This window comes from Clostridioides sp. ES-S-0006-03, from assembly GCF_020662275.1.
Taxonomy (GTDB): Bacteria; Bacillota; Clostridia; order Peptostreptococcales; family Peptostreptococcaceae; genus Clostridioides.
In genome coordinates, this window is record NZ_JADGMM010000005.1 from 156612 (window position 1) to 169844 (window position 13233).

The following is a 13233-nucleotide window of genomic DNA, read 5'->3' on the forward strand; positions in this document are numbered from 1 at the left end:
ACTTGATCCTCGAATTATATATGAAAAATTGTGCCTTAGTTGAAGAACTAAGGCTGGGTATTGATAAAAACTTAAATATACTTACGGGAGAAACTGGTTCAGGAAAATCTATAATAATAGATGCGCTTGGACTTTGTCTAGGTGAGAAATATGACAGGTCTTTTCTAAGAAAAGGTACAGATAAGGGACTTGTTGAAGCTATATTTTTCTCAGATAACGTGTATCTAAAAAAGATATTAGATGAAAATGATATAAGTATAGAAGATGATAATTTATTGGTTATAACTAGATTGATATATTCAGATGGGAAAAGTACTGCTAGAGTAAATGGAAGGACTGTTAAAGTATCTTTTCTAAAGGAAATTGCATCTACACTTATAGATATACATGGTCAACATCAAAATCAAGCTTTATTCAATAAGGATACACACTTAAAATTTTTAGACTTATTTGGAGAAAATGAACTAGATAAGTTTAAAGATGATTATAGAAAAATTTATTACAAATACAGCGAAGTAAAGAGAGCTTTGAACTCTTTAACAGAAAATAAAGATGATATGCAGATTCAACGAGAAATAGATTTATTAAGGTTTCAAATAAATGAAATTGAGGCTGCAAATTTAAATAAAAATGAATATGAAGATTTATTAAAACAAAGAGATGTCTATAGAAATAGTGAAAAGATATATAATAATTTAAACTTAAGTTACAGTAAATTACATAATGGTGAATATAATGTTATTGACTTGATAGGTATTGCATCTAAAGAGCTTAATGATATATCTAAATATGACAGTGTTTTAAGTGAATATAGTGAAACTATAGAAAGAATAATGTATGAACTACAAGATATATCTAGTGATATAAGAAATTACAAAGATAATATAGATTTTGAACCTTATGAATTAGAACAGATTGAACTTAGAATTGATGAGATTAATAACTTAAGAAGAAAATATGGAGATAGTATAGAAGCTATATTTGAATATTATGAAAAGACAAAAGATAGACTAGATGAGATATTAAATAGAGATGAAAGAGTTGAACAATTAAAAAATCAATTAATAAAAATAGAAGAAGAGCTAAAAGTAAAAGCTAGCAAACTGACTAAAGCAAGAAATAAAGTGGCAATTCAATTAGAGGAAGTACTTCTTGATGAATTAAAGAGTCTAAATATGAAAAATGTAATGTTCAAAGTCAATTTTGAAGAAAGTTCATTTACTTTAAATGGAATAGATGATATTGAATTTATGATATCTTTTAATTTAGGAGAAGATATCAAACCTATATATAAAGTTGCATCAGGTGGTGAAATGTCTAGATTTATGTTGGCATTTAAGACTATATTAGCTGATATAGATGATATAGATACTTTAGTATTTGATGAAATAGATACAGGGATAAGTGGCATAGCTGCACAAATTGTTGGTGAGAAATTGAGTGATATAGCAAAGAAAAAACAAATAATATGTATAACTCATTTACCTCAAATTGCTGCAAATGCAGATACCCATTATTGTATAGAAAAAGATACTTCAAATAATAGAACATTTACAAATGTTAAGAAATTAAACCAATCTCAAAGAAAAAATGAAATTGCAAGACTTATAGCAGGTAATAATATAACAGAAAAAACTATAGAACATGCAAGCGAAATTATTGAAATGGCTAAAAAGTGTTAGTGAAAGAGCTTATTTTAAATAGATGTAGAGAATATTTAATCTAGATACTTTACATCTATTTTTTATGATGAAAATATTTTAAAATATTTTATCTGGATATCAAAAATAAATAAAAATTATAATTTAAATAAATCTTGTATAGACTTGTAACTGTAAAAAATTTAAGTTTTTGAGTATAATATTATGTATTAAAGTAGTAGTGGGGGGGTATTAAATGAATAAAAAAAATACTATGCACTTAATTTTTATAATCATAGTTATTATAGTATTAGGGTATATTTTATTAACTATTAATAGTATCAAGAATAATCTTGACACTTCTAATGATAAATTAGATTATTTATCACAAGAAATTATGAATACTAAGTCAGATATTAGCAATATAATTAATGAAGAAATGTCAAAAAGTTATATAACAAAAAGTATTGATTTAAAAGTTAAAAAATTAGAAAAAGACGAATGTGTAATTGATGTAGATACACAATTGAGCAAACTTGGCAAGGATGGAAAAGTAATCTTTATGTATAAAGCAGATAGTGATAAATGGAATGAGACTGAGATGACAAAGCATGGGGAATTATCATATACTTGTGAAATAAAAATAACTACAGGTAGTGAATATGATTATAAAGTAGTTACAAGTGGTACAATATCTGAAAGTTCAGATGTTCAAAAATTGACTAAGTCTGATTATATGCCTGAACCACCTGTATTTAATTATGGAATAAGGGACAATAAGGAATACTTTATTGAAATATTGGAAAACAGCAATTTATTTAATCATGAAAGTGAAAAATCAAAAAATAAAGTTTATGATGATATAAAGTTAGAAAATGTAGATATTATTGTAAATGAAGGTAAAGGTGATACTGTATATAAAGCTAAGTCTGCTAAATTATCAAATGGTAGTAAAGATGATAATATAGATAGAGAGCAAGTAAATTATGAGGCTAATTTTCCTAAAAAGGATATTAATGATATAATTTATATCAAAGCAAAGCTTACATACAATAATGGAATAGAATATATAAAAGATATAACTGAAGATATAAGTGTTGGTTTGGAAGATTTAGAGAAATAAATATATTTAAAATAATTTAATCAATAAAATAGAGTATAAATAAAACATCTATAATTTTATTTATACTCTATTTTTTTATTTATAATTTTAGCTCCATATATCTAGCCCCTTCAATTGGATTATAAGTATAAGGATTTATATCATAAAAACCAATTTTTTCGTATAAACCTTGAGCGCTTTTCATGCTTGGAAGAGTATCTAGTCTCATATATGTATATCCAATCTTTTTGGCTTCTTTTACGATTTCTTCTAATAATATTTTTCCTATTTTAAGTCCTCTAAATTTATCTCTTACATATAACCTTTTTAATTCACATACATCATCTTCAAGTTTTTTTAATGCAACACAACCTGCTAAATTTTCATCAACAAATGCTAGTATTAATGAGCCTGAAGGTTTTTTATACTTTCCTGGAAGTGTTTTTAATTCATTATTAAAGTCCTGGAAACATAAATCTATATTCAATGAATTTGAGTATTCAGTGAATAAAATCTTTACATTTTCAAGATTTTCTAAATCATTTGCTTCAACAAATTTTAAAATTACATTTTGAGTCATTTTATTTATCATTATATAAATATATTTATATAATGATTTCACCTCCTTGATAGATATATATTTTTATTAATATCAATTAGATTTTAATACCATGACCTTTTCTCCACCATAGTCAAGTTCTCCATTAAACTCAAATCCAAAGCTTTTGTAAAGTCCAATAGCCATTTTGTTGTTATCGAATATACTAAGGTATAACTCATTGCAATTATATTCATTTTTAAGATGATTTATAAGGAAATCTAAGGATGCTTTTCCATATCCTTTACCTTGATACTTTGAGTCAATCATGAATCTATCAAGCCAAACTCTGTCATCTTCTAGGCGACCGTACATAGCAAATCCTATCAGTATATTGTCATCATATATTCCAACAGGTATCCAAGCTGTTATAAACTTAGACTCAGCAATAGAAAGTGCATTGCTTTCTATATAATCTAATTGATTTTTATCTACAGACAAATTAACTAAATCATGCCAATTATTTATATCTGCAATTCTTACATTTAATTTCAAAATATTACCGCCCTTCAAACTTTTTACCACAATATAATACTACCATATTATAGGATAAAAAGCACTTAGTAAGATATACAACGAGGTTTTTAAATGAATAAATTTTTACGAAAAAGGAATTATAAATACATAATAATACAGCATAGGAGTAGATGAATATATGAACAAAATAAATAAGAATTTCAAAAATATTTGGATAATATTAGGAGCTGTATCGATTTTTATGATGGTTATAATTTTTCAAAATAAAAATTGTAATATGAATAAGGAGACCCCAATAGAAACTTTTACAATTAAGAATCATGATAAAAAATATGTATATCCACTTGGAAATATAATTGGAGTGAAAGCAAATACAGATGGTGTATTGGTTTTAGGATATGAGGAAGAGGATGTAGATTATATTGGAGGCATACAGATTGGCGACAATATAGTAAAAATAGATAATAAAAAAATAAAAGATAGTCAGGATGTATCAAAAATTTTAAATGAAGCTAAAAAAAGTAAAGTAGAAGTGACTTTTGAAAGAAAAAATAAATATAAAACAGAGACAATAGAAACTAAAAAAGAAAATGGTAATTATAAACTTGGATTATGGGTGAGAGATAAGATATCTGGAATTGGAACTATGACTTTTTATGACCCTAATATGGAAAAATTTAAAGCAATTGGTCATGCTATAAAAGATTCGGACACTAATGAACTATTAAAGATTAAGCAAGGGTATATATATAAACCAGAAAAACTAAAAATATTAAAAGCTAGTAATGAAAAAGTAGGCAGAATAAAAGGTGATTTTAATGATAGTAATCTGATGGGAAATTTTTCGAATAACTCAAAATTAGGTATAAGTGGTAATATTACAGAAAAACAAAATAAAGAATTTAATTTAGCAAATAAAGAATTACAATTAATCGAAGTTGGAAGACCTCAAGATGTAAAAATAGGGGATGCAATAATTCTTTTTGAAGACAAAAACAAAAATATAACAAGCTATGATATAAAAATAGAAAGTATAGTATATGATAAAGGAAATTATAGAGATATGGTAATAAAAGTTGTAGATGATAAGTTATTGGAATACACAGGGGGGATTGTACAAGGGATGAGTGGGGCTCCAATAATACAAAATAATAAAATTATTGGTGCAATAACTCATGTTTTTAGAGATAATCCGAAAAAAGGATATGGTATTTTTATAGATGAAATGATAAAATTGTAGGTGAGGCATTAAAAAAATTTATTATTTTATCACTTATCTAGGAGGAATATAATTTTGAAGTGTCGAATATGCTTTAGAGTAGATAATTAGGAACAATTTGTGTAAAAAGTTTAGTTTTCTGTAATAAGAAGATGTTTTTTAATGGGGGGATTTTTAGTGGAAAAAATCAAAATAGTTTTAGCAGATGACAATAAGGATTTTTGTCAGGTATTAAAAGAGTATTTGTCTAATGAGGATGATATCGATATATTAGGCATAGCTAAAGATGGGATTGAAGCATTAGATTTAGTAAAAAAGACACAACCAGATTTATTAATATTAGACGTAATAATGCCACATCTGGATGGATTAGGTGTAATTGAAAAATTAAATACTATGGATATACCTAAAATGCCAAAAATAATAGTACTATCAGCAGTAGGTCAAGATAAGATAACTCAAAGCGCAATAAATCTAGGAGCAGATTACTACATAGTAAAGCCGTTTGATTTTGTTGTGTTTATAAACAGAATTAGAGAACTAGTTTCTAATAGAGTTACTCAAGTAGAGCCAAAGCCTAGACCAGTTCAAGAAACTCAAATGACAAGAAGTGATTTCGTTAAAAATGTAGGTAATATAGAAACAGAAATCACAAATATAATACACGAAATAGGAGTACCAGCTCATATAAAAGGGTATTTATATCTAAGAGAAGCTATAAAAATGGTCATTGATAATGTTGAACTTTTAGGTGCAGTAACAAAAGAGTTATATCCAAGTATAGCTAAAAAATTCAATACAACACCAAGTAGAGTTGAGAGAGCAATAAGACATGCCATAGAAGTTGCATGGAGTAGAGGCAAAGTTGACACAATAAATCAATTATTTGGATATACGGTACACAATACTAAAGGAAAACCAACTAATTCAGAATTTATAGCAATGATTGCTGATAAATTAAGATTAGAACATAGTATGGTTAAATAAATAGACAGAAAAAGTAAGACCTTTTAATGAAGGTATTGGCAATAAATATGCATTACAAACAGCAAAACGGTATAACCAATAGGGTTATACCGTTTTGCTGTTTTAATATATAATAAAAGCTTTATTTTTTCTTTATTATTTATTTAATATAATTTTATTATAATATGGCCATATTATGTACCTTTGTCAGTTGTAGATTAATGTTGATTTGTTTTTTAATATAAAAATATACTTTAACAAGTCGAAACATTAATTTTTAAAGTATATTACAAAAAGTATTAAATAAAAAAATCATAAAATATAGTGTTATAATGATTAAAGATGTAAGACCAACTTAAAACATTTATTTTATTCTTAAGTAATGCTATAATATAATGTGATTTTAATAATGATAGTGGAGGTTTAAAAATGAGAGTCGAGGCCCCTATAAAAGTAGATCGAAAAACTAAAAAGCTTGCTAAAAGAGTTGAAAGTGGGGAAATAGCAGTTATAAATCATATAGACATAGATGAAGTTGCTGCAAACTCTTTGGTAGAAGCCAAAATAAAACTTGTCATAAATGCGGCTCCTTCTATAAGTGGTAGATATCCTAATAAAGGTCCAGGAATATTGACTGAGAATAATATCTTGATAATTGATAATATTGGAGAAGAATTATTTGAAGAATTAAAAGAAGGACAGACTATAGAAGTTATAGATGGAAAGATATATAGAGAAGGAGAATTTTTAGGTGCAGGTGAAGTTTTAGATAAGTATGAAGTTTCATATCAAATAAAGGCTGCTTATGAAAACTTAGCCGTAGAATTAGATAGATTTATAGACAATACTATAGATTATGCTAAAAAAGAAAAAGGATTTATACTTGGTGAAGTAGAAATTCCAAAAGTACAAACTAATTATGCAAATAAGCATGTATTAATAGTTGTAAGAGGTCAGGACTATAAAGAGGATTTAAGTACAATGCTTTCATACATAGAAGAGGTAAAACCTGTTCTAGTTGGTGTTGATGGAGGCGCAGATGCTTTAATTGAGTTTGGATATACTCCAGATGTAATTGTGGGAGATATGGATAGTGTAAGCGATGAAGCTTTAAAAAAAGCTAGTGAAATAGTAGTACATGCTTATACAGATGGTAGAGCACCAGGTCTTAAGAGAGTTCAAGAACTAGGTTTGGATGCAGTTGTATTTCCTGCACCAGGAACTAGTGAAGATATAGCTATGCTTATTGCGTATGAGTATAAAGCAGAGTTAATAGTAGCAGTGGGGACACATTCAAATATGATTGATTTCCTTGAAAAAGGAAGAAAGGGAATGGCAAGTACTTTTTTAGTTAGACTAAAGATAGGTTCTAAGCTTATAGATGCTAAAGGAGTTAACTTGTTATATAGAAGTAAGCTAAAGATAAAGTACATATGGGCGTTAATAGCAACAGCATTATTTCCTGTGTTGGTAGTTGCATCATTGTCACCAGGAGTTCAACAATTTATACAGTTAATGCAATTGAAATTTAAGGTATTATTACAGATGTAAATTTTAGGAGGATAAATATGCATATTAATATGAAATATTATATAGTCACTATTGGGGCTATATTTATAGCTTTGGGTATAGGCATGTTAGTAGGATTTAATTTAAATAATAATCAACAATTAAGCGAGCAGCAAGCAAATATAATAAATGACTTGGATGATAAATTTAATATTTTAAAAGAAAAAAATGATAAACTTGATGTAGATTTAGCAAAGGTAAATAAAGATTATGAAGAAGCAATTAATTTTATAAATAAAAATGTGGACAAGGTTTTAATTGGTTCATTAAGTGGAAAAAGTATAGGAATAATATCAGCTAATGAAAATGATGATTATACAAAAAATATAGAAGATATAATAAACAAATCTAATGGTAGTGTTGCATTTAACATAGTGTTAAAAGAAAATATAACAAATCCAGAAAAATTAAAAGAAATCTCAAGTAAATTAGGTACAGAAATTAAAAATACAAATGATGCAGTTAATTATATAATTGATACCTTGAAAAAGGAAGATGCAAGTGACATTTTGACATATCTTCAAGAACTAGATGTAATAAAATTTAACTCTATTGGTGACACATATCTAAAATATGAATCTGTTGTAATAGCTGGTGGAAATGATGCAAAAGATAATACAAAACAATTTGACAAAATAGAAAAATTTGTAGTTTCAAAAATAAAATCAGAAAATAAATATTTAGTAGAAGTTCAAAATACAGGAGTTAAAACTTCTTATGTAGAATTATATTCTAAAAATAAAGTTGCAACTATAGATAATATTGATGAAGGTGTAGGAAGTGTATCTCTAGCTATGCTTTTACAACAAGGTAATATAGTTGGTAATTTTGGTAGATTAGATACTGCAACTTCATTGTTGCCATCTATAAAATAGAAATAATTTTAAGGAGAGAAAAAATGGATTCTTATATAAGTATAATAATACCAGCTTATAATGAAGAAAGTAGAATAAACTATACATTAGAAAGTATAGTTGGAATTAAAGAAATAAATGAAATAGTAGTTGTAGATGATGGTTCAACAGATAATACTGCTAAGGTTGTATCTGAATTAAAGAATGAAAAAATTAAATTTTTTAAGTTAGATAAAAACAGAGGTAAAGGATATGCTTTAAACTATGGGCTTAAAGTATCAATGAAAAGCGCAAATATTATAGGATTTTTGGATGGAGATCTAGGTAGTTCGGCTAAAGAAATTGAAAAATTAATTGTACCAATATTAAATGGTGAAGCTGATGTTACTATAGCAAAGTTTCCTCCTGCAAAGAAAAAAGGAGGTCTGGGATTTGTAAAAGGTTTAGCTAAAAATTCTGTTTTTGAGATGACAGGAGTTGAACTAGATGCAACTCTGTCAGGTCAAAGAATATTTAAAAGAGAAGTTTTAGAAAAATTTGATGAAATACCTTTTGGATATGGTGTTGAAGTTGGAATGACGATTGATATACTAAAGTATGGTTTTAAAATTAAAGAAGTATTAGTAAACATGACTCATAATGAAACTGGCAGAAATTTAAAAGGATTTATTCATAGAGGCAAGCAGTATTATCATATAAAAAAGGTTTTAGGACAAAAAAAGAAAGAATGGAGGTAGTATCTTAGTGAAAGATTATATACTTTATACCATTTTATTATTAACAGGATTATTTGGAACCTATGCTGCAATACCACTATTTAAAAATTTATTGATAAATGGAAATATACTTAGACCAAACTACAAAAAAGATATGATACCAGTAAGTATGGGAATTGTATTTTTACCTATGCTTGTGATTAATGGAATAATACTTGCATTTTTTACTACAGAATATAGAGATTTAGCATATATATTTATGTTTATGTTTGGTATGATATCCATGTTTTTTGCAGGAATACTAGACGATATTATTGGAAATAGAAATGTAAGTGGTCTAAAAGGTCACTTTAAAAGTTTATTTAAAGGAAGTCTTACAACTGGAGGCTTTAAGGCGTTGTTTGGTGGATTTGTAGGACTTATAGTTTCTGTGTCTATATCAAAAGACATAATAGATATAATAGTAAATACATTAATAATAGCTCTATCAACCAATTTAATGAATCTTTTAGATTTAAGACCAGGAAGAGCAATAAAAGCATATTTATTTATAATGGTGATTGTATTTTTAACATTGACAGGATTTGTTCAAGTTCTTCCACTGCTTATAGTTCCAAATGTACTTGCATACTTTAATTATGATTTAAAGGCAAGAGCAATGATGGGAGATACTGGTTCAAATGTTCTTGGAATGTCTATTGGAATTCTAATTTCTTTTGGATATCCATTTAATATCAGACTGGGATGGTTAATATTTGTAGTTATTATGCATATATTTACCGAAAAATACTCATTGACTAAAATAATAGAAAAAAATAAATTATTAAATTTTATAGATAAGTTGGGAAGGTAGCATTATGATAAGCAAAAGAGTGGGGATTGTTGAGTCAATTGTAAGTCAAACTGAAACGTTGGATGATATAAGAGTAAATATAAATGGAGAAATACAAAGAGCATACAATTATCCAAAACTGTCTGGAGTAGTAGATATAGGGGATGAAGTAGTTTTAAATACAACAGCAGTAGAACTAAGTCTAGGAACTGGTGGATACCATTTTGTAATAACTAATTTAAATAATTTGGAATCTAGTTTAATTGAAGGTGGTCATATAATGAAACTTAGATATACACCACTTCAAATAAAGGTAGACGCTGTTGAGGAACAAGAAAGCATTTATCATGATAAATTTGATGATTTTACAGAGTTAGAAGGCCTTCCTGTTGTAGTAGGAACTCTTCATAGTATGTTAACTCCATTTGTAGCTTCATTTAAAAGAAATAACCCTAATAAGAAACTAGTATATATAATGACTGATGGAGCATCTCTTCCAATTTATTTAAGTAAAAATGTAGATACTTTAAAAGAAAAAAAATTAATAGATAGTACAATAACTATAGGAAATGCATTTGGGGGAGACTATGAGTGTATAAATATATACACTGCATTGATTACAGCAAAAGAAATATTAAAAGCCGATGTAGTATTTGTAAGTATGGGACCAGGAATTGCTGGTACAGGTACTAAATATGGATTTACAGGAATTGAACAAGGTCCAATTCTTGATGCTGTAATAAAGCTTGGAGGACAAGCAATAGCAATTCCAAGAATTAGTTTTGCTGACAAACGAGAAAGGCATCAAGGTATTTCACATCACAGTATGACTGTATTTGAAGAAATTGTAAATGTAAATATAGATATACCAATAACTATATATGATGATGAAAAATTAAAATTTATAAAAGAACAAGTTAAAACTAGTGGTTTAGATAAAAAGCATAATATAATTTATATAGATAATAATAAAACGAAAGAGGATTTAGACTATTTTAATCTAAAAGTAAAAAGTATGGGAAGAAATTATGAGCAAGATGAGGCATTTTTCAAAGCTGCAAGTACAGCAGCATATTACTTAATGGAGGTTTAAGATGGTATTAGAAGAAAAAACTATTAGTAGTGATAGAGTTTATACAGGTAAGGTAATTACTTTAAAGGTCGATACTGTTGAAATTCCAGGACAAGGATATCAAAAGAGGGAATTAGTAGAAGTTGGTGGTGCAGTAGGAATAGTTGCAATTACAGATGATAATAAAGTTGTATTAGTGAAGCAATTTAGAAAACCTATAGAAAAACCAATTTTTGAAATTCCAGCTGGTAAGCTAGAAAAAAATGAAAGTCCTAAAGAATGTGCTGAGAGGGAGCTAAAAGAAGAAACTGGTTATAGTGCAAAAAATATTAAGCTAATACATAAATTTTTCACTTCAGCAGGTTTTTCTAATGAGATAATGTTTGTATATTTGGCAACAGGTCTTACTCCAGGAGAAAATAATCTAGATGCAGATGAATTTTTAGATGTTTACGAAGTTGAACTTGAAGAAGCCTATAATATGGTATTAAAAAATGATGTTGAAGATGCAAAAACTTCTATTGGATTATTATTAGTAAAAGATATGTTTAAAAATTAATATTTATAAAAATGAATAACCCCTTGTCCTACAGCATATTATTTTATAAAGGACAAGGGGGAATAAAATTGAGAAAAACATATAGAAAAAATGATTTTAGAGAATTAAATAGACAAATAATTATTATAGGATTGTTGTTTATGATGTCTATTGTTATTGGGTCCTATATAAATAAAATATTACCAGGTTCTAATGATAATATATTAAACAATATAAATCCTGCTGTAGAGTATTATAATCTGAATATAAATGTAAAAGATACCGTTCTACAAAATTTAAAGTCAGATACAATCTTTATGGGCTCGATAGCTCTATTAAGTCTATTTGTAGTAACAATTCCAGCAGTATTAGTAATTTTTGTATTAAAGGGAATGTCAATTGGATATACAATAAATAGTTTTATATTGGCATTAAAATTTAAGAGTGCAAAAATGATTTTGATAATATTATTTAAAAATTTGATTATTATTCCATGTGCAATCATATTAACATTAATTAGTTTAAGCTATTTTAAAGAGATGGTTTATGAATTTAAAAAGAAAAATAGAAGAAATATGCAGTTTTTAATTAAGAGGTACATACTAAATATTATAATTATAATAGCACTATCATTGGGGTTGCAATTAATATTAAATACTGTAAGTATTGGTATTATTAAGTTCCTAGTTAAATAAAGGAGTTTATAATGGATATTATAGAGGGATATATAGATTACATAAAAGATAAAAAAAAATTATCAGAGAACACAGTGGCATCATACTTTATGGATATAAAAAAATATATGGAATATATAAATCAAAAAAGCATTAAACTAGTAGATATAGTAGAAAATGATATTATAAGTTATTTAATAAAGTTGGAAAAAGATAATGTATCAATAGCTACAATAGCAAGGATGATATCATCTATAAAATCTTTTCATGATTATTTATTTTTAAATCATGTATGTACAAATAATCCTGCAAAGGATATAAAAAAACCTAAGGTAAAAAAAGAAAATATAAATATACTTACAGAAGAAGAAATTGAAAGATTATTAAATTTTCCTAAGTTAACAACACCTAAATTAATTAGGGACAAGGCTATTTTTGAAGTATTATATGGTACAGGTATAAAAGTATCAGAGCTAGTAGATATGAATGTAGACGATGTTGACTTGGATATTGACTATATATATTGTAGTTCATGCTGTAAAAGCCAAAGAGTGATACCTCTTTGTGATATTACAAAACTTTATTTAGAGAAATATTTAAAAGAAGCAAGACCTAAAATAGCTGTAGAAGGTGAAAAGTCATTATTTGTAAGTTCATTAGGACAAAGATTCACACGACAAGGTCTTTGGAAAGTTATAAAAAAATATTCTAATTTAGCTAATATAGATAAAAACATAAATCCTACAATGCTTAGACATTCATTTGCTATTCATCTTTTGAATGAAGGTGCTAACATTGCTGTTGTAAGTAAAATCTTAGGAAATGTTAATTTGTCTAGTTTACAAGTATATTTAAACCACATAGATAAAAACGTGAGAAGAGAAATAAAAGAAAAACATCCTAGAAATGATATTGATATAGAGTTACAAAAAGTAGAAGCTAAATAGACTATATAGCAAATTTTATAATTTAAAAG

At 26.8% G+C, this 13233-nt stretch carries 14 protein-coding genes; 12 read left to right on the forward strand and 2 right to left on the reverse strand.

Annotated elements, in window-relative coordinates:
* Positions 1 to 2 precede the first annotated feature (2 nt).
* Both recN and IR151_RS08720 read left to right on the forward strand, forming a co-directional pair.
* Positions 3 to 1682 (forward strand): DNA repair protein RecN, encoded by a 1680-nt coding sequence (gene recN / locus IR151_RS08715; protein WP_227434130.1) that lies wholly within the window; start codon positions 3 to 5, stop codon positions 1680 to 1682.
* Between the two features lie 214 nt (positions 1683 to 1896).
* On the forward strand, positions 1897 to 2763 hold the full coding sequence (locus IR151_RS08720; protein ID WP_227434131.1) for a hypothetical protein: 867 nt from the start codon (positions 1897 to 1899) through the stop codon (positions 2761 to 2763).
* 79 nt (positions 2764 to 2842) lie between these two features.
* Here IR151_RS08720 and IR151_RS08725 read toward each other — a convergent pair whose 3' ends face one another.
* Both IR151_RS08725 and IR151_RS08730 read right to left on the reverse strand, forming a co-directional pair.
* On the reverse strand, positions 2843 to 3322 hold the full coding sequence (locus IR151_RS08725; RefSeq protein WP_227434132.1) for a GNAT family N-acetyltransferase: 480 nt from the start codon (positions 3320 to 3322) through the stop codon (positions 2843 to 2845).
* A gap of 72 nt (positions 3323 to 3394) precedes the next feature.
* Positions 3395 to 3835, reverse strand: coding sequence for a GNAT family N-acetyltransferase (locus IR151_RS08730; protein WP_227434133.1), 441 nt, complete (start codon positions 3833 to 3835; stop codon positions 3395 to 3397).
* A gap of 160 nt (positions 3836 to 3995) precedes the next feature.
* Between IR151_RS08730 and IR151_RS08735 the strand changes: the two genes are divergently transcribed.
* The 10 genes from IR151_RS08735 to IR151_RS08780 all read left to right on the forward strand — a co-directional run bounded on the left by IR151_RS08735 (position 3996) and on the right by IR151_RS08780 (position 13204).
* Positions 3996 to 5057, forward strand: a complete 1062-nt coding sequence (locus tag IR151_RS08735; protein WP_227434134.1) for a SpoIVB peptidase S55 domain-containing protein — start codon at positions 3996 to 3998, stop codon at positions 5055 to 5057.
* Positions 5058 to 5198: 141 nt separating this feature from the next.
* Entirely contained in the window at positions 5199 to 6023 is an 825-nt protein-coding gene (gene spo0A, locus IR151_RS08740; RefSeq protein ID WP_003424711.1) for a sporulation transcription factor Spo0A, read from the forward strand.
* Positions 6024 to 6431: 408 nt separating this feature from the next.
* Positions 6432 to 7553, forward strand: coding sequence for a putative cytokinetic ring protein SteA (gene steA, locus IR151_RS08745; RefSeq protein WP_227434135.1), 1122 nt, complete (start codon positions 6432 to 6434; stop codon positions 7551 to 7553).
* Positions 7554 to 7570: 17 nt separating this feature from the next.
* Entirely contained in the window at positions 7571 to 8446 is an 876-nt protein-coding gene (locus tag IR151_RS08750; RefSeq protein ID WP_227434136.1) for a copper transporter, read from the forward strand.
* Between the two features lie 23 nt (positions 8447 to 8469).
* Positions 8470 to 9162: a glycosyltransferase family 2 protein gene (locus IR151_RS08755; RefSeq protein WP_227434137.1), complete on the forward strand. Its 693-nt coding sequence runs from the start codon at positions 8470 to 8472 to the stop codon at positions 9160 to 9162.
* A 7-nt stretch (positions 9163 to 9169) separates the two neighbouring features.
* A complete protein-coding gene (locus tag IR151_RS08760) occupies positions 9170 to 9994 on the forward strand; it encodes a glycosyl transferase (RefSeq protein ID WP_227434138.1) in 825 nt (274 codons plus the stop codon).
* Positions 9995 to 9998: 4 nt separating this feature from the next.
* Complete coding sequence (locus tag IR151_RS08765) at positions 9999 to 11066, forward strand: DUF3866 family protein (protein WP_227434139.1); 1068 nt, start codon at positions 9999 to 10001, stop codon at positions 11064 to 11066.
* Between the two features lies 1 nt (position 11067).
* Complete coding sequence (locus IR151_RS08770; protein ID WP_227434140.1) at positions 11068 to 11604, forward strand: NUDIX hydrolase; 537 nt, start codon at positions 11068 to 11070, stop codon at positions 11602 to 11604.
* 68 nt (positions 11605 to 11672) lie between these two features.
* Positions 11673 to 12278 (forward strand): stage II sporulation protein M, encoded by a 606-nt coding sequence (locus IR151_RS08775; RefSeq protein ID WP_227434141.1) that lies wholly within the window; start codon positions 11673 to 11675, stop codon positions 12276 to 12278.
* A gap of 11 nt (positions 12279 to 12289) precedes the next feature.
* On the forward strand, positions 12290 to 13204 hold the full coding sequence (locus tag IR151_RS08780; RefSeq protein WP_227434142.1) for a tyrosine-type recombinase/integrase: 915 nt from the start codon (positions 12290 to 12292) through the stop codon (positions 13202 to 13204).
* Positions 13205 to 13233 lie beyond the last annotated feature (29 nt).

What these genes read in the sequence shown, in the direction of transcription:
- IR151_RS08770 (WP_227434140.1), top strand. Translation starts at nt 11,068, where the DNA reads ATGGTATTAGAAGAAAAAACTATTAGTAGTGATAGAGTTTATACAGGT.
- IR151_RS08765 (WP_227434139.1), top strand. Translation starts at nt 9,999, where the DNA reads ATGATAAGCAAAAGAGTGGGGATTGTTGAGTCAATTGTAAGTCAAACT.
- IR151_RS08750 (WP_227434136.1), top strand. Translation starts at nt 7,571, where the DNA reads ATGCATATTAATATGAAATATTATATAGTCACTATTGGGGCTATATTT.
- IR151_RS08725 (WP_227434132.1), bottom strand. Translation starts at nt 3,322, where the DNA reads ATGACTCAAAATGTAATTTTAAAATTTGTTGAAGCAAATGATTTAGAA.
- spo0A (WP_003424711.1), top strand. Translation starts at nt 5,199, where the DNA reads ATGGGGGGATTTTTAGTGGAAAAAATCAAAATAGTTTTAGCAGATGAC.
- IR151_RS08755 (WP_227434137.1), top strand. Translation starts at nt 8,470, where the DNA reads ATGGATTCTTATATAAGTATAATAATACCAGCTTATAATGAAGAAAGT.
- steA (WP_227434135.1), top strand. Translation starts at nt 6,432, where the DNA reads ATGAGAGTCGAGGCCCCTATAAAAGTAGATCGAAAAACTAAAAAGCTT.
- IR151_RS08780 (WP_227434142.1), top strand. Translation starts at nt 12,290, where the DNA reads ATGGATATTATAGAGGGATATATAGATTACATAAAAGATAAAAAAAAA.
- IR151_RS08735 (WP_227434134.1), top strand. Translation starts at nt 3,996, where the DNA reads ATGAACAAAATAAATAAGAATTTCAAAAATATTTGGATAATATTAGGA.
- IR151_RS08720 (WP_227434131.1), top strand. Translation starts at nt 1,897, where the DNA reads ATGAATAAAAAAAATACTATGCACTTAATTTTTATAATCATAGTTATT.